This window comes from Alkalimonas sp. (assembly GCF_020831925.1).
Taxonomy (GTDB): domain Bacteria; phylum Pseudomonadota; class Gammaproteobacteria; order Enterobacterales; family Alteromonadaceae; genus Alkalimonas.
The window spans coordinates 35,463-52,138 of record NZ_JAFIFQ010000007.1 but is presented as its reverse complement, the minus strand read 5'-3'; the positions used below and the strand labels follow the sequence as shown (position 1 = coordinate 52,138).

Annotated in this window: 19 protein-coding genes; 4 read left to right on the top strand and 15 right to left on the bottom strand. The window is 50.7% G+C overall.

The features are described from left to right. The first annotated feature begins 44 nt into the window (after positions 1-44). Positions 45-1,481, top strand: a complete 1,437-nt coding sequence (gene pyk, locus JJU14_RS04205; protein ID WP_228611346.1) for a pyruvate kinase — start codon at positions 45-47, stop codon at positions 1,479-1,481. A 50-nt stretch (positions 1,482-1,531) separates the two neighbouring features. On the opposite strand, the gene JJU14_RS04200 is transcribed toward pyk, so the two are convergent. After that, complete coding sequence (locus JJU14_RS04200; protein WP_228611345.1) at positions 1,532-2,503, bottom strand: DMT family transporter; 972 nt, start codon at positions 2,501-2,503, stop codon at positions 1,532-1,534. 170 nt (positions 2,504-2,673) lie between these two features. Between JJU14_RS04200 and JJU14_RS04195 the strand changes: the two genes are divergently transcribed. Further along, a complete protein-coding gene (locus JJU14_RS04195; RefSeq protein ID WP_228611344.1) occupies positions 2,674-3,669 on the top strand; it encodes an ATP-dependent 6-phosphofructokinase in 996 nt (331 codons plus the stop codon). On the opposite strand, the gene JJU14_RS04190 is transcribed toward JJU14_RS04195, so the two are convergent. The 5 genes from JJU14_RS04190 to hinT all read right to left on the bottom strand — a co-directional run bounded on the left by JJU14_RS04190 (position 3,666) and on the right by hinT (position 7,055). Next, positions 3,666-4,487: a LytTR family DNA-binding domain-containing protein gene (locus JJU14_RS04190; protein ID WP_228611343.1), complete on the bottom strand. Its 822-nt coding sequence runs from the start codon at positions 4,485-4,487 to the stop codon at positions 3,666-3,668. The genes JJU14_RS04195 and JJU14_RS04190 overlap by 4 nt on opposite strands. Before the next feature lie 5 nt (positions 4,488-4,492). Beyond that, the gene (locus JJU14_RS04185) at positions 4,493-5,575 is read right to left on the bottom strand and encodes a histidine kinase (RefSeq protein ID WP_228611342.1); all 1,083 of its coding nucleotides are present in this window, start codon (positions 5,573-5,575) and stop codon (positions 4,493-4,495) included. Between the two features lie 85 nt (positions 5,576-5,660). Further along, on the bottom strand, positions 5,661-6,143 hold the full coding sequence (locus tag JJU14_RS04180; protein WP_228611341.1) for an Mpo1-like protein: 483 nt from the start codon (positions 6,141-6,143) through the stop codon (positions 5,661-5,663). Between the two features lie 68 nt (positions 6,144-6,211). Further along, entirely contained in the window at positions 6,212-6,631 is a 420-nt protein-coding gene (locus tag JJU14_RS04175; RefSeq protein WP_228611340.1) for an acyl-CoA thioesterase, read from the bottom strand. A gap of 76 nt (positions 6,632-6,707) precedes the next feature. Further along, positions 6,708-7,055 carry a purine nucleoside phosphoramidase gene (gene hinT / locus JJU14_RS04170; RefSeq protein WP_228611339.1) on the bottom strand — a complete coding sequence of 116 codons (348 nt, stop codon included), beginning with the start codon at positions 7,053-7,055 and terminating at the stop codon, positions 6,708-6,710. A gap of 58 nt (positions 7,056-7,113) precedes the next feature. Between hinT and JJU14_RS04165 the strand changes: the two genes are divergently transcribed. Continuing rightward, entirely contained in the window at positions 7,114-8,904 is a 1,791-nt protein-coding gene (locus JJU14_RS04165) for a PDZ domain-containing protein (RefSeq protein ID WP_228611338.1), read from the top strand. Here JJU14_RS04165 and JJU14_RS04160 read toward each other — a convergent pair. From JJU14_RS04160 to JJU14_RS04150, 3 genes are all read right to left on the bottom strand, one after another. Beyond that, the gene (locus tag JJU14_RS04160) at positions 8,901-9,746 is read right to left on the bottom strand and encodes a M23 family metallopeptidase (protein ID WP_228611337.1); all 846 of its coding nucleotides are present in this window, start codon (positions 9,744-9,746) and stop codon (positions 8,901-8,903) included. The two genes, JJU14_RS04165 and JJU14_RS04160, sit on opposite strands and share 4 nt — an antisense overlap. Beyond that, positions 9,709-10,566 (bottom strand): 6-carboxytetrahydropterin synthase, encoded by an 858-nt coding sequence (locus JJU14_RS04155; protein ID WP_228611336.1) that lies wholly within the window; start codon positions 10,564-10,566, stop codon positions 9,709-9,711. The genes JJU14_RS04160 and JJU14_RS04155 overlap by 38 nt, the downstream gene beginning before the upstream one ends. Before the next feature lie 61 nt (positions 10,567-10,627). Continuing rightward, positions 10,628-10,885: a hypothetical protein gene (locus JJU14_RS04150; protein ID WP_091339755.1), complete on the bottom strand. Its 258-nt coding sequence runs from the start codon at positions 10,883-10,885 to the stop codon at positions 10,628-10,630. A 153-nt stretch (positions 10,886-11,038) separates the two neighbouring features. Between JJU14_RS04150 and fabA the strand changes: the two genes are divergently transcribed. Continuing rightward, complete coding sequence (gene fabA, locus JJU14_RS04145) at positions 11,039-11,551, top strand: 3-hydroxyacyl-[acyl-carrier-protein] dehydratase FabA (RefSeq protein ID WP_228611335.1); 513 nt, start codon at positions 11,039-11,041, stop codon at positions 11,549-11,551. A gap of 70 nt (positions 11,552-11,621) precedes the next feature. Here the strand turns inward: fabA and rmf are convergent, their stop codons facing one another. From rmf to rimK, 6 genes are all read right to left on the bottom strand, one after another. After that, complete coding sequence (rmf, locus tag JJU14_RS04140; protein WP_091339760.1) at positions 11,622-11,804, bottom strand: ribosome modulation factor; 183 nt, start codon at positions 11,802-11,804, stop codon at positions 11,622-11,624. Between the two features lie 301 nt (positions 11,805-12,105). Continuing rightward, positions 12,106-13,557 carry a glyceraldehyde-3-phosphate dehydrogenase gene (locus tag JJU14_RS04135; protein WP_091339763.1) on the bottom strand — a complete coding sequence of 484 codons (1,452 nt, stop codon included), beginning with the start codon at positions 13,555-13,557 and terminating at the stop codon, positions 12,106-12,108. Positions 13,558-13,664: 107 nt separating this feature from the next. After that, positions 13,665-14,051 (bottom strand): peptide-methionine (R)-S-oxide reductase MsrB, encoded by a 387-nt coding sequence (gene msrB / locus JJU14_RS04130; RefSeq protein ID WP_228611334.1) that lies wholly within the window; start codon positions 14,049-14,051, stop codon positions 13,665-13,667. A gap of 24 nt (positions 14,052-14,075) precedes the next feature. Continuing rightward, a complete protein-coding gene (locus JJU14_RS04125; RefSeq protein WP_228611333.1) occupies positions 14,076-14,654 on the bottom strand; it encodes an NnrU family protein in 579 nt (192 codons plus the stop codon). A gap of 20 nt (positions 14,655-14,674) precedes the next feature. Then, a complete protein-coding gene (locus JJU14_RS04120) occupies positions 14,675-15,742 on the bottom strand; it encodes a succinylglutamate desuccinylase/aspartoacylase family protein (protein ID WP_228611332.1) in 1,068 nt (355 codons plus the stop codon). Then, entirely contained in the window at positions 15,743-16,648 is a 906-nt protein-coding gene (gene rimK / locus JJU14_RS04115; RefSeq protein WP_091339777.1) for a 30S ribosomal protein S6--L-glutamate ligase, read from the bottom strand. Positions 16,649-16,676: the final 28 nt, after the last annotated feature.

The following is a 16,676-nucleotide window of genomic DNA, read 5'->3' as shown; positions in this document are numbered from 1 at the left end:
TACACTAATGGTGAATCGTTCATCCCCACATTCAGGAGCAATTGATGCCAAGAAGAACTAAAATTGTCGCGACCTTAGGCCCGGCTACCAATACCGAAGCAGCGATTGAGCAACTGATCCGTAAAGGTGCCACGGTTTTTCGCTTCAACTTTTCTCATGGCACGGCCGATGACCACCGCCAACGCGCAGCTATGGTGCGAGCAGCTGCCAATAAGACTGGTACCCATGTAGCCATCTTAGGCGACTTGCAAGGCCCTAAAATACGAGTATCTACCTTCTCTGAAGGCTCTGTAGTACTGAAAGCTGATCAACCTTTTTTGCTGGATGCCAGCCTGCCGAAAGGTGCAGGTAATATCGATCAGGTTGGTATTGATTACAAAGAATTGCCACAGGATGTCCAACCTGGCGATATTCTGTTGCTGGATGATGGCCGTATTCAATTGCAGGTGACTGGCGTCGATGGTAGCAAAGTCCACACCAAAGTCACGGTTGCCGGCAAGCTAAGCAACAACAAAGGCATTAATCGTCAGGGAGGCGGCTTATCGGCCCCTGCCCTGACCGACAAGGACAAAGAAGACATCAAGCTGGCAGCTGAAATTGATGTCGACTATCTGGCGGTTTCTTTCCCGCGCTGTGGCGATGACTTGCGACTGGCCCGGGAGCTTGCTTTAACGGCAGGCTCAGAAGCACGCATTATGGCCAAAATCGAACGTGCCGAAGCCGTTGCCGATAATGAAACCCTGGATGATATCATTCTTGCGTCGGACGCAGTTATGGTTGCACGTGGCGATCTGGGTGTTGAAATCGGTGATGCCGAGCTGGTCGGTCAACAAAAGCGTATTATTGCCCGCAGTCGGCAATTGAACCGTATTGTGATCACGGCAACTCAGATGATGGAGTCGATGATTGAAAGTCCAATGCCAACCCGTGCAGAAGTGATGGACGTTGCCAATGCGGTTCTGGACGGCACAGATGCCGTGATGCTCTCAGCAGAGACTGCGGCCGGCTCTTACCCAACAGAAACCGTTGATGCTATGGCGCGGGTATGTATTGGCGCAGAGAAACACCCCAGCATCAAGGTGTCCAAGCACCGGATGGAAGAAACCTTTGGCGATGTCAGTGAAACTATTGCTATGTCCGCCATGTATGCGGCCAATCACTTGCCAGGCATTAAAGCCATCATCGCTTTGACTGAGTCTGGCTACACAGCCAAACTGATGTCGCGCATTACCTCGACCCAGCCAATTTATGCTTTATCCCGCCATCAGAAGACCCTGAATAAACTGGCGTTGTACCGAGGTGTTTATCCTGCCTTCTTTGATACCCGCGCTATTCCAGCCAATGAGCTGGCGCACAGTGCCATTCAGTGCATTGCCAGCGCCGCCGGCTTGAAAAGTGGTGATTTGGTGATGTTAACTCATGGCGATCAAATGGAAACCATAGGCGCATCTAATACCTGTAAAATTGTGCAGGTTAAATAGAGCAACGAAACCAGCTCGCCAGACTACCCAGTCAACTCAAAACGCCGCAGTTACAAACTGCGGCGTTTTTGTTGCTGCCTCGCGGAGTAACGAGCGTGGTACTGGCCCCACAATGGCGATAAAGCGGTGGTCATCGATCCGACCACCACCAGACAAGCGCCTATAATTGCCCAAGCATTTAGTGGCTCAGGTGACAGCCAGTCTGGCTGCAGCGCGTGCAGGCCTTTAGCTACCACTATGGTCACTAACGGCGTAATGGCTAGCACTGCACTGACTTTAGATGCTTCCCAATGGTGCATGGCTTCAGCAAAAGCGCCATAGGCCACCACGGTATTCAGGCAGCAAAACAGCAAGAAAGCCCAGTGCCAGCCCGTCAACTGCAGTAAAGGTTGCAAATCCGATAGTGGCATAAACACCAAGGCTCCGGCGCAGTATATCAACACCATAATTTGCTTGGAGCTGTAGTGCACCAGCAATTGCTTTTGCGCCAACGCATAGGCTGCCCAGGTAACAGCTGCGCCAATGATCAGCAATAAACCTATGCTCTCTTCACTGATGGAAGTCAGTAAATCCAGCAACCGCTCATTAAAAAACAGCAATAAGCCCGCCAACAGAATGGCCGCACCAACTTTCTGCCAGAACTGCAAGCGCTCTTTAAAAATCCAAACACCGCCGAGCATCATCAAAAAAGGTGCCAGCTGAATTAGCAACTGGCCAGTTTCTGCGGTCAGGTAATTTAAGCCAGACATGTACATCAGGTAATTGGCCAGCAAGCCAGCAATGGCAACCAATAACAATAGGATCCCTTGCCGGCTTAGCAAGCTCAGCCGTGGCCACTGCCCTTGCCAAACCAGCCAGGCGCCAACCATCAGAGCGGCAACTAAAAACCGAATACCAGTCAGGGTACTTGCTGTTAGAAAATCCAACAGCACTTTAAGTACGATCGGTAAAATGCCCCAAAGCACAGCCGTGGTAAATGCCAGACTGAAACCAAGAAGTGCGCGACCGGAAACCTGATGCATTGCAGGGGTGCCTCTAAGAGGTAAATAACAGCGGTTATTGTCGCTTATTAAGGGAAAAAAGTCGCCTTGTTTCAGTGAAATGAACGAAGTATGCGACTTGCGACAGATCAACATCCCTGCGACTAACTTTGCTATACTGCCTTGATTCAGACAGATACTGGGGCAACTTTATGACATCGATACGACGGATTGGCGTGTTAACTTCAGGTGGCGATGCTCCGGGGATGAATGCCTGCATTCGTTCCATTGTTCTAACTGCGGCTGCTCATCAGATTGAGGTCGTTGGCTTTTCGCATGGTTTTAATGGCCTGATAGAAGGTGACTATAAAAAGTTGCTGCCCTATCACGTTCAACACATCATTCACCTTGGCGGAACCCTATTAAAAAGTGCCCGTTGTCCAGCCATGCACACGGAAGAAGGCGCTAAAGCAGCAGCAAATACCCTGCGGCAGATGCAGCTCGATGCCTTGCTGGTCATTGGTGGTGATGGCAGTTTCAAAGGGGCTTTAGCCATAGCACAACACTACAAAGGTCAGATCCTCGGCTTGCCCGGCACCATCGATAACGATGTTGATGGCACCGATGCCACCATCGGTTATGCCACTGCCATTGATACAGCATTGGATGCGATTGATAAAATCCGCGATACTGCCGATGCGTTCGAGCGTATTTTTCTGGTCGAGTTAATGGGTAGGCACAGTGGTTTTATTGCCTTGTCGGCGGGAATTGCCAGCGGCGCAGAGCAAATTATTTGTCCGGAGCTTGGTGTACTCAAGCCTGGCGAGCTGGATGCTGTGATCCGCCCTATTCAAAATGCCCAGGTGGTTAAAGGCAAAAGCAGCTACATTATAGTGATGGCAGAGCATTGCTACCCAGGGGGCAGCACAGCTCTGGCAGCCGATATAACCAAAGCCATTGGCATTGAGTGTCGTGCTTGTGTGCTTGGTCATATTCAACGTGGCGGCTCACCGGTCGGAGCAGATCGGATCCTCGCAACCAAACTGGGAGCTTATGCCGTGGAGCAACTGCTTGGGGGCGCTCATCTTATGATGGCAGGCGAAGTGAATCATCAGGCGTGCCTCTACCCGCTGCAAGCCAGTGGCGAACATAAAAAGCGCATTGACCCTTACCTGCTGCGCTGGCAACAGCAGGTGGCCAACGATTAAGCGCCTTTAAACACCTGCTTCACCCGATCTTTGTAGCTGCGACTGACTTTCACGGTCTGGTCGTTGCTCAGCATCAGTTGATGCTCGCCGTTGGGTAGCATCTGCAGTTTCACAATGGTGTTGACGTTGACAATGGCAGAGCGGTGCACTCGGACAAACAAGCGAGGGTCCAGCTCTTGCTCCAGCTCTTTCATGGTTTTGCGCAAAATATGGGTTTGACCATCGCGGGTATGAATGCACATGTAATCGCCGGCAGCATCGACCCAATCAATATCAATGACCATCACCCGGGTGATTTCGCCACTGTCCTTAATGCTTATAGCATCCGGGTAGCGCGAGTCTACCACCGGCTCTTCGTTGCTAAGCCGCTCCAGGATAGTTTCAGCAGCATCCCCTGTTAAACGCGAAACGACCTCGGCCAGTTGTGATTTGTGTTTCTGATCATCCCGGCTTTCAAAGGCTTTAAGTGCCTTATCAATAGCAGCTTTTAAGCGCCCCGCTTCGACCGGCTTGAGCACATAGTCAATAGCATTGACATCAAAAGCAGCCAGCGCATAGTGATCATAGGCGGTGACAAAAATAATGTACGGCATCGGTAACTGTTGGTTTTGCAATTGCTCAAGCACAGCAAAGCCGTCCATACCCGGCATCTCAACATCCAAAAATACCAGCTCAGGTTGGTGCTTGGCGATCGCTTCCAAAGCCTCTTTCCCATTGCCGCACTCAGCGACTACCTTCAGGTTTTTATAATCGCCAAGCCGATATAACATCCCTTTGCGGGCCAATGGTTCATCATCGACAACTACGACGTTTAGCATGCGTATTATTCCGTAATATCAAGTTCATAGGGAATGCGAATATTAACCTTCAGTCCCTGCGGCTCGTTGTGCGTCAATACCAGCGAGAAATTGTGATCATAGAGGGCAGCCAGCCGTTCGCGGGTATTTACCAAACCAACACCACTATGCTCTGACTTTGGTAATCCACCATCCAAAGGTACGCCTGGCCCATTATCAGCAACTTCCAACAACAGATCGTGACCAAACTTTTTCGCCGATATAGCGATGTGTCCGCCATCAACCTGAGTGGCAACAGCATACTTTATGGCATTTTCAATCAGGGGTTGCAAGATCAAACTCGGCACAAGTGCCTGACATGCATCCTCACTCACTTCAAAAGTCACTTTCAAACGCTCTGAAAAACGAACCTTTTCAATCTCCAGATACAAGCGGGCAGCACTGATTTCCTGTTGCAAAGGGACCTTTTTGATTGGGTCCTTGTACAAGGAGTAGCGCAAGAAATCACTCAGCCGAGTGACCATTTTTTCCGCCGTATCGTTTTCCCGGGTCAATACCAAAGTAGAAATAGCGTTTAAGGTATTAAACAAAAAGTGGGGGTTTAACTGGTAACGCAGCATTTTCAACTGAGCTTCGTGCGCCCGGTTGGTGGCTGTTAACAGCTTTTGCTTTTCCCGCTGCAGCGTCTGGTAATACTTGATACCAAAATAGAGACCGCTCCAGCTTAAAATCACATAAAACGACACCTGGGCATTTCGCAGATACAACTGCACCCAGTTCCAGCTTTTGGGCTGAAAGCCATGGCGATAAATTTCCCAATAGGTATGGTTTTTAAAAATTGTCCAGACCACACCGACCAGAGTAGCTAACAGCAATACGGTCAGCATCATTTTCAATGGATGCCAATACCAGGCCCGTTGATAAATGTAACGCAGTGGTATGGTAAGCAGCCAGCCAACAAAGGTATCAAGCATCACCACCCAAAAGTAGGCATTCCGCACTTCCAACACCAAGGAGCCAAGATAATGCACCACGGCAAAGCCTATCCAGCCTAAGGTGTGTAGCAGCCAGAACTGCAGATGTCTTTTATCGTCTAGATTGTGTAACAAAGCGCCACCAAAACTGCTTACGAGAACTGAAATTATACCCCACTGGCACCTTGCTGCAGCTCAGTTAAACCTGATTCCCACTGCATTAGTCGCAACGGCGCTGATAACGGATGCCAAGGCGTTGCAGAATAAAGCTTAGCAGCCAGGCCGGACCTATCAGCAAGAAGAATATATCCTGGAAAAAAGAGGGTTTTTTGCCTTCGATATGATGGCCAATAAACTGCAGCAGCCACATCACCACAAAAAGTAGCAAGCTGCTGAGCCAAAGCGGCCAGCCAAGGGCCAGTTCATGCCAGCGCAGTGCGGTAAACACCAAAGCAGTAAACAGGGCCATGCCAGCCCCTAATGCAAAGGACAAACTGAAGTAAAACACCAGCACCGGCACAGCTATTAACATGGCCCAGTTAATCTCGCTGGCAGCTAAGCCGGCAAAAGGCATAGGTACAGACCAGAGCAAACCAAATACTGTGGCATAGATCACAGGCACCGCCAGCCAGTGGATGGCTTTATTGGTAGGGTTTTGATGACTGTCTGCGTATTCGGCGAACCACTGCTGTGCTGTTTTCATTGTTAGACCCGGCACTTATTGACTGCTCCTACCAGATTAATCCAATGGTTAACAAAGTCAAGTGAGGCCTATTCGGTAAGGCCGGACAGCACCGGCACAGGCTTACGATCAGGCCCCAGCGCGACAAAAGTAAAGCTGCCGGAAATCGCTTTGTGCTGATCGTCCTGGTACATATGCTCCAGAAAAATATCCACATGCACCCGAATGCTGGTGCGACCGACATGATCCACTTTAGCAACCAGTTCAATCAGAGTGCCTGCCGGTATGGCTTCTTTAAAATCGACCCGGTCTGATGACACCGTCACTAGTGGCTTACGGCAAAAACGGGTGGCAGCGATAAAAGCCGCTTCATCCATCCAGGCCAAAGCTTCGCCACCAAATAAAGTATTGTGATGATTGGTGCGCCCCGGAAACACGGTTTTGGTCACCCGGGTAATGGCATGTTGCATGCGTTTGGCAATTAAAGCATCCTGATTCTCTGTGCTCATGCTGATAGGCCCTGTTGGTTGGGGTTTGCGGGCGCGCATTGTACGTGAACGCCCACCAAATGCAATGTTGGCGACACTAGCTTAGCATGGGGCCTAACGGGCGTCCGCCGACCAAATGCAGATGAATGTGATACACCTCCTGACCACCATGCTGGTTGCAATTCATGATCAAGCGGTACCCATCATCGGCGATGCCCTCGGCAGCAGCCAGCTGACGGGCTACAGTAAAGAGCCGGCCAAGGGCTTGCTCATCTTCTGGTTTAACGTCGTTCACCGTTGGGATCAGATGGTTTGGAATGATCAGGATATGGCTCGGTGCTCTGGGGTTGATATCACGAAAAGCTGTGACCAACTCATCCTGATACAGGATATCGGCCGGGATTTCACCACGCACAATTTTGCTGAAAATAGTTTCTTCCGCCATGAGGATTCCTTGTCATGTTACAATCAGCAGAGTCTGTCTGCAGGAGAATTCAGTATATATGAAGGCTTTAATTCAATACCAGCTTCGTTGCGTCGATATCGCCGCTCATCTGATTGAGATGGAGCTGACCATTCAGCCTCAGGGGAAAGAGCCACTGCTGTTGCAACTGCCCGCCTGGATCCCTGGCAGTTACATGATCCGCGACTTTGCCCGCAACCTGATCTGGCTAACCGCTTACGACAAAGGCGGTGCTTTAGAGGTACTAAAAACCGATAAACAAAGCTGGCAAGTCCACCATCGAGGTCAAACCGTTAAGGTTCATTACCAATTGTACGCTTATGATCGCTCTGTTCGGGCGGCTTACCTGGATGATGAAGTTGCCATCCTCAACCCAGCCTGTCTTTGCTTAGCAGTCGCTGGTATGGAAGAATTACCGCATCAGCTGCAGGTAGATGCCCCAACCGCCCCGAATACTTCAGACTGGCGACTGGCGACCGCCCTGCCACCAGCTTCAGACACAGCCTTCCTTGGTTTTGGCACTTACCTCGCCAGCGACTACCAGCACTTGATAGATAGTCCTCTGCTAGCCGGCATTTTTCAGCTGACCGAGTTTCACATCGATGCAGTACCACACTATTTGGTAGTCAGTAGCCGTAACTTGACTGATCAACAACGTTTTACCGATGACTTAGCCATCATTTGTCAGCAACAAAAAGCCATCTTTGGTAGCCTGCCAGCCGATTTGACCAGCTACTGGTTTTTAACATGGGTCACCGACTCCGGCTTTGGTGGCTTAGAGCATAATGACTCGACCTTGCTGCTGTGCAGTCGTTTTGATTTGCCTGCGGCCGGGCAACAGCAAATCAACGAAGGCTATCAGACCCTGCTCAGTCTGTGCAGCCACGAGTACCTGCATACCTGGTGGGTGAAACGTTTGAAACCCGCTGAGTTTCATCCTTACCAATTGGCTCAAGAGCAGTACAGCCGGCAGCTATGGATCTACGAAGGCTTTACCTCTTATCTGGATGATTTAGCTTTGTACAGCAGTGGCCTGCTAAGTGCGGCTGATTATTTGCTGGCGTTGGAAAAAACCATCAGCAGAGTAACGCGTAACCCAAGCAACGGCGTGCAATCACTCGAAGACAGTAGCTTTGATGCCTGGACCAAGTTTTACAAACAGGATGAAAATGCTGTCAATGCCATCGCCAGTTATTACGCCAAAGGCGCTCTGGTCGCTCTTTGCCTGGACGCAGCTTTAACACCGCATGGTCGAAGTTTGCCAGAATTGATGCGGCAGCTGTGGCAAGACTACCTAACGACCGGCACGCCGAATGGCGCCATTGCTGCCGTGCTCGAAAGCTGGCAGTTGCCAGAGCTTGCCAGCCAACTGACCGACTGGGTGCAACAGCCAAAGCCCATTCCCCTGGCCGATTATCTACCCTCGTTTGGTTTAACTCTTAGCTGGCGTCAGCCCCTGAAACCGGATGACTTAAACGGCCTGGCAGAAAGCAATGGCAGCACCTGGCTGGGTGCCCAGTATCAAAGCTCTGAGCAAGGCATCAAACTCACAGCGGTCTATCATCAGGGGCCGGCCCATCGGGCTGGTTTTATGGTGGGCGATGAACTGCTGGCAGTCGAAGGCTTTCGCTTGAACAGCTCGAGTTTAAGTGAGTTGCTGCTGCGCCTGCCAAAACAGCAGGATTTAACCGTGCATTTGTTTCGACGTGATAGACTGCTGGTGCGAAACCTTGAACTGACATCGCCACCGGCAACTGTGGCCCAACTGAGTATCCAGGATGAGAGTGCCTGGCAAAGCTGGTGGGCCAGCCAGGCTCGGACAAAAAGTTAGTTTGCTTTTTTCGGGGGTGCGGACTCAGGCATCAACAACGCCGGGTCCAGCCGCTCCTGAAACCAGTTAATGCGCCAATCCAGATGCGGGCCTGTTACCCGACCAGTCGCGCCCATATCGGCTACCAACTGGCCCTGAGTGACTTTGTCACCGACAGCCACATGGAAGGCGTCCAGATGCATCAAGGTCGTACTCACGCCATAACCATGATCGATAATCAAGGTTAGCCCTGAGTAGTACAAATCTTCCGCCAGGGTCACCACACCGGTCATTGGCGCGAACACAGGGCTGCCAACAGGGCCGGCGATATCCAGCCCAAGATGCGGATTGCGCGGCTGGCCATTGAAAATGCGTTGTGAGCCATAGACGCCGGTAATACGACCATAAGCAGGCCATTCCGGTTGTTGAAAAGCATAGGGCAAATCAGTATCCGTCGCTCGTGCGGCTTGCACCAGTTGGCTGTCACGCCGGATCTGCGCCAACACCTCTGGTGGCGGGCTGACAAAGCGTTGCTCGACACCTTCAATGCGCTGGATGTCGTATTCACGGGCCTGAAAGCTAAGCGGCACAGTGAGTTGCTGACCATCAAGCTCAAGCCGCAGTTGATGCTTTAACGGTGCATCCCGGCCAATACCAAAGACCAATTGACCATCCGGGCTAACCGCCAGTTGCCGCTCGTTAAACCAGGCTTTGGTACCTACTGGTACCACAGCCCTGATGAGACTGCCTTGAGTAAGCTCACCATGCACTTCAATGCTATCAACCGACAGTTCGCTCGCCAGAGCGGTTGCGTGCAATGACAGGCTAGCTAACAGCAATAGCGCCTTTACCAACCCCTTCATAGGCTACCACCTTGTATTGATGCTCTGCATCCAGTGTTTTTAGCACACCGGCAATGTAATCAGCCAAACACTCGACTGTGGTATCGCACGGCACCACTTCGCAGTGACTTGCAGGCAAACAAATTTCAAAAACTCCCTGCCCGGACTGATAACGCGAACAGAGATCGCCGACATTGGCCTCCAGGCACTGCAAATCAGCTGGCTGACACAGGTCCTGTTCGGTGATTAGATAAATATCCTGCCAGCGATCGGCCCAAAACTTGTTTAACCGCGGCGATAACATGCCATCCTGATAGATCTGGATGGTAGAACGATGACCATGCGCAATGCGTTGGCAGTTGCCATCGTGTTTTTTTAAGCCATGACTGTACTGATAATAAAAGCCCTGGCTGGCCTCCGGGCGCAGGGTTAACCGCACCTCTTTCACATTATCCGGAAGTTTTCCAGCCAGTTGCTGCAAAATGAATTGTTCTATCGACTGCAGGTTTACCTGTTCAGCTTGCAGTAGTGCAAAGGCTTGAGCCGGGCCAGACACCTGAATATCGCCTCTGGCACTGGTAAACTGTACCAGCTGCTGCTCACCCCGCTCGCTTAGTTTGCAGTCCTGAAATGCGGCAGGTACCGCTAAAGCATGATCGATGCTGCTATCAATGGCTTTTTTAATGACTTTTTTTACCAAGCCAAAATCAAACACCATGGAGGCTTGATCCAAGCTGCCGTGCAGTTCAACATCGACAATCAGGCTTTCACCCAACAAACCGCGTTCGGCACAGAGGTAGGAAAAATCGATAACCGTCAGATCACGTACAAATAAAATCATAACAACTCACAGACTAACAAGATAATGGCATTATACGGCAGCAACCGTCACAATGGCAGGCTTAGCGCTCATGTTCCTTCAACCAGGCATTGAGCAAGCCAACCTGGCCACATTTATGAGCAGCATACATCAAACGTAGCGCATTGCTGATAATGGTGCTGTCGTTCCAATCGGTTTTTTGCTGAATGTCCTGATAACACTGCATCGCCTCCGGGGTCAGATAGCCCCGCAGTTCTTTTTTACCGGCTTGTTTCTGCCGTTCGCGGTAACGTCGCTGCTTTTCGGCATTGCTTAGCGCTTGTTTATCTTGTTCGCTCATGCGGCCCCCCCAATGCTGACTAAATGCTGGCTGGATGCTGAAATTATGGCTGGTCTGCAGCAATTTTGCACTAATCGGACTTGCTTAGCGTACAAGTGTTCGCTAAGCTCCCCAGCAGGAAAATTCAGACCTCGTTTAGTGGAATCAACATACATGATGAAGAATAGCTTTACAAAAGAAGAATTGGTGGCATGCGGCCGCGGTGAATTATTTGGCCCAGGCAACAGCCAGCTCCCTATCGATCAGATGCTGATGATGGATCGTATTGTACATATTTCTGAGGAAGGCGGCGAATTTGGTAAAGGTGAAATTATCGCTGAGCTGGATATCACCCCGGAGCTGTGGTTCTTTGCTTGCCATTTTCAGGGCGATCCTGTGATGCCTGGCTGTTTGGGCCTCGATGCCATGTGGCAGCTGGTAGGCTTCTTCCTGGGCGCCTCTGGTGGCCCGGGCAAAGGCCGTGCTCTGGGTGTGGGTGAAGTAAAGTTCACCGGCCAGATCCTGCCTACCGCGAAAAAAGTGACTTACCGCATTAATATGAAGCGTGTGATCAAACGTAAGCTTTATATGGGCATTGGCGATGGCTCTGTCAGTGTGGATGGCCGTGAAATCTACACCGCAAAAGATTTAAAAGTTGGTTTATTCACCGATACCAGCAGCTTCTAAAGACAAAGCCTCTGTCTATAATGCCACAAGCCCCGCATCGCGGGGCTTGTTCATAGTTATTCGGTCTGATTTACATGCTCTTGTTAAAGAGACCCGTGCCACGATCTTCCATGGCTTCGCGCCAGCCTCCTAACCACTGGGAGCGTACATCGAGATTTTGATAAGGACAGATTTCTTTTGAACGGCCAGTGACTCCGGCCCGGTAACCTTGTGCGTGTGCACGTTCAAGACGATCACGTTTTTGTCTTTTCATACGGCAGTCTTCCTCAATCGTTTTTGATGACAACACTGAATGCATTCATCCAGTCCGCACATAATAGATAAGGCAAAGTTGACAAAGGTTCAACCCTGTTTTCGACACAATTGCAACCCATCAGACTAACCAGCTGATATGACAGCTAAATTACAGAAAAAAGAATCTGTTCATTTTTTGCAAGCAAAGAAGGTGGAAAGCGGAATATAAGTTGCTAGCGGTACACCTGTGGCCTGTGATAAGGCCGAAAAAAAACCGGTAAAGCAATGGCTTCACCGGTTTCGATGTTTCGAAGACTGATTTAACGGCTCTGCGGCAATGTTGGGTATTTAATACCGGCCATTTCGTACATTACCCGAATGACCTGCACGCTGTAACCAAATTCATTGTCGTACCAGACGTACAATACGCAGCGATCGCCATCAACGATGGTTGCTTGAGAGTCAACCACACCGGCATAGCGCGAGCCCACCAAATCCGACGAAACGATTTCAGTCGAGCTGGTGTAATCAATTTGATCCTGCAGCTCTGAGAACAGAGCCGTGTGCTGCAAAAACTCATTAAGCTCGTCTTTGCTGGTGGCTTTATCCAGGTTCAGTGACAGGATAGCCATCGATACATTTGGCGTAGGCACCCGGATCGCATTGCCGGTCAGTTTGCCTTTGAGCTCAGGTAAGGCTTTGGCGACAGCACTGGCTGCACCAGTAGAAGTAATCACCATATTCAGTGGTGCTGCCCGTCCCCGGCGCTCAGCTTTGTGGAAATTATCAATCAGGTTCTGATCGTTGGTGTAAGAATGCACGGTTTCGACATGACCATTGCGAATACCGAAGGCATCATTCAAAGCCTTTAACACAGGCGTGATGGCATTGGTGGTGCAACTGGCAGCAGACACAATTTTGTGCTCTGGTAGGATCATGTCCTGGTTGACACCATAAACCACATTCGGTACTTCGCCTTTGGCCGGTGCCGTTAACAGCACCCGAGCAGTCCCTTTGGATTCAAAGTGAATAGCAAGTGCTTTGTCGTCCTTCCAAACACCCGTATTATCAACCACCAGGGCATTGTTGATGCCATACTGGGTGTAATCCACATCGCTTGGCGAATTGGCATAAATCACTTTGATGAAAGTCCCATTGGCTTTAATGCCCTGGTTTTCATGATCAACAGTGATGCTGCCATTAAAGAGGCCATGAATGGAGTCACGACGCAGCAAACTGGCACGTTTTTCCAAGTCGCCTTCTTTGCCTCCCCGCACTACGATAGCTCGCAGCCGCAATTTGCTGCTCGGGCCATTGCGCTCAAGCATCAGACGAGCCAGCAAACGGCCAATACGGCCAAAACCATAGAGCACTACATCGGTCGGCTTCACACTATCGGGGTTATCGAGCAACTCAGCCAATTCACGCTTTAAGTAATCTTGCAGGCTGGCACCATTGGACGAGTTTTTGTGCTGGTAACCGTAGGCCAGTTTACCGACATCAATGCGGCCTGGTGCTAGTTCCAGCTGACTGATGGCTTCTAAAATTGGAAAACTTTCCCGCAAACGGAGTTTTTGTCCTTCGTAACGCTCCACCATTTTGTGTGCTTTGATCAGCTCTATGGTGGTGGCATTGACCAGAGGTTTGCCATAGACCACAACTTCGACGCCTTTGTTGCGGTACAAACGTCCGATTAACGGCAGCATGTTCTCGGCAAATTCCTGGCGCTCCTGCCAGCTCTTCTGGTACTGTTCTTCGTGTGATAGGGTCATAATTCGGCCTTTTAACATCAGTCTGCTGAATGGAATGGGTTCAGGTACAGAGTCGCCCTTGCGAGCGGCGGCCTATTGTAATAGAAACTGAAAGGTTACCACAACAGTTACAGCTTTTTTTCCGCAAACTGTAAAGAGACCGAATTGACGCAATAGCGTTGACCCGTGGGTGCTGGCCCATCGTCGAACACATGACCAAGGTGTGCATCGCAGTTGGCGCAAAGGATCTCGGTTCGTACCATGCCATGGCTGTGATCGGCCTGATAACGCACTTTGCCTTCCAACGATTGATAAAAGGATGGCCAGCCGCAACCAGCATCAAACTTGGTAGTAGAATCAAATAAAGCGGCCCCACAACAAATGCAGTGGTAGCTGCCATTGGCCTCGTGGTACAGCAAGTCACCGCTAAAGGGTCGCTCGGTCCCTTTGAGCCGGGTAACCCGGTACTGCTCCGGGTTTAATTGTTGCTGCCACTCGGCGTCGCTTTTTTTCATGGTTCTCTCCTTAGGCTTATTGGATTAACCACCGAAAGGTTTCACCCCAATCAACTGCTCATGTAAATGAAAGGCAAATAGCCAGAACAATACAATACCAATTAACAGCGAAGCCAGATCACGCGATAACAAACCGGTTCGCTGAATATTCTCGGCCCTGTCGCAGCGACGACTGATAGCGTAGCAGGCAACAGACCACACCAGAAAGCTACCAAACAACAACACTGCCACTGTGGTGCCATTACTTAGCAGATGGGACAGTGCCCAGATTTTGGTGGCCAGCAGCATGGGATGACCAACTTTGGCTTTTAACCAGGAACCAGGTACATAGGTTGCTGCCAACAAAATAAAGGCAAAGAGAGTCAGTAAAGCGGTCAAATGCCCCATCCAATGTGGTGGCAACCAAATCAGCCCCGTGCTCTGGCGTGCTGCCGAGTAGCCCAGCACCAGCAACACAAAGCCCGTCAGAGAAATCAGCGCATAGACCCCTTTCCAACCCAGTGATCCCCACTGGTTGATCCTGGCGACACGCCACTCTGGTGCCAACATTCGGCTGGAGTGGATACCCAAAAAAAGTACTAATCCTGCAAGCAATAACACCATGGTTGTATCCTTTTATCGTTTTAAATATTATTCATTGCATGATCACTGTAAGGGTAATCGTGCGCTTCCAGGCTTTCCTGGTAGCTCTCTACCCTATCGGCGGCGATATCAGTGCGGTAAAACTGGGCTATGTGGTAAACCGCATCGCCTTCATTGACCAAAGGCAGCTTCAGCAAGCCGATAATAATGCCACTGTAAGGCGAGCGAATTTCCTGCTCCGACTCACCAAAGGGATCGGATACCACGCCGAGCACAGTCTGATCTTTGAGCACCCGCTCACCTTCACGGACAAAAGCCCGGAAAATACCACTTTGTGGTGCCCGCACCCAGGCACTGGAACGTGCCATCACCGGCTCTTTTTGCTGCAAGCGTTTGGATGGCGGCAGCATATTCAGTGCCCGCATCACCCGCAAAATACCTTCAACGCCACCACGAATGGAGACTTCATCAAAACGCAGTGCTTCGCCAGCTTCGTACAACAAGGTTGGGATCTTGTTTTGTCCGGCTGCTTCGCGCAGTGAGCCTTCACGCAGCTCAGAATTGAGGATCACCGGAGTACCGAAGGCTTTGGCCAGTCGCAGCGCTTCCGGATCATCCAGATCAGCCCTGATTTGCGGCAAATTAAAGCGATGCAAAGCGCCGGTATGCAAATCGATGCCATGGGTTGCCTGACTAACCACCTCGGTCATAAAAAGACGAGCCAGCCTGCCGGCCATGGACCCTTTGTTGGAGCCTGGAAAACTGCGATTTAAATCACGCCTGTCTGGTAAATATCGGCTTTGGTTAATAAAGCCGTGCAAATTCACCACCGGCACCGCCAGTAAAGTGCCCTTCAAGCGCTTTAACGCTGGTACTTTAAGCAGCCGGCGAATGATTTCTACACCATTGATTTCATCCCCATGGATCGCAGCACTAATAAAAAGAACTGGCCCATGCTGCCGGCCGCAGAGCACCTGCACCGGCATCGTTACCGGGGTATGGGTATAGAGCTTACTGCCACGCACATCGATGGTTTTGCGCTCACCGGGTTTTACCTCGACACCACCAATCCAAATACTACGGTTACGACTTCGGCCTTGCTCACTCATTCAACCACGCCCCTTGGTTTTGGTTCGGTTCGGTTTGGCATTCTTTTCAATAAACTCAATAATGGCACCGGCGATGTCTTTGCCAGAGGCGCCTTCAATCCCTTCCAGTCCCGGTGACGAGTTCACCTCCATCACCACAGGGCCATGATTGGAGCGCAGCAAGTCCACACCACAGACATTCAAGCCCATCACTTTGGCTGCCCGGATAGCTGTAGCGCGCTCTTCCGGTGTGATCCGGCACAACTGGGCGGTACCACCGCGGTGCAAATTGGAGCGAAACTCGCCTTCTTTGGCCTGGCGTTTCATCGCGGCCACCACCTTGCCCCCAATCACAAAGGCTCGAATGTCGGATCCTTTGGCTTCTTTAATAAATTCCTGCACCAAAATGTGCTGCTTTAAGCCCATAAAGGCTTGAATAACACTTTCCGCTGCCTGGTTTGTTTCCGCCAACACCACACCGATGCCCTGGGTACCTTCCAGCAATTTGATGACTGCAGGCGCGCCACCGACAATACTGAGCAGATCTTCAATATCATCTGGTGAGTGGGCAAAGCTGGTCACCGGCAAACCGATGCCACGTCGTGATAACAGCTGCAGGCTGCGCAGTTTATCGCGCGAACGGCTGATAGCGACCGACTCATTCAGCGGATAGACATTCATCATCTCGAACTGACGCAGCACGGCCGTGCCATAAAAGGTAATGGAGGCACCAATACGCGGGATCACCGCATCAAAGCCTGTCAGAACTTCCCCTTTGTAATGAATTTCCGGATTGTGCGAGGTAATGTTCATATAACAACGCAGCGCATCAATCACCCGCACTTCATGGCCGCGTTGCTGCGCAGCTTCGACCAACCGTTTGGTGGAGTAAAGTTTTGGGTTGCGGGACAAAATGGCGATTTTCATACAGACATAACCTTAATTTGATAACAGC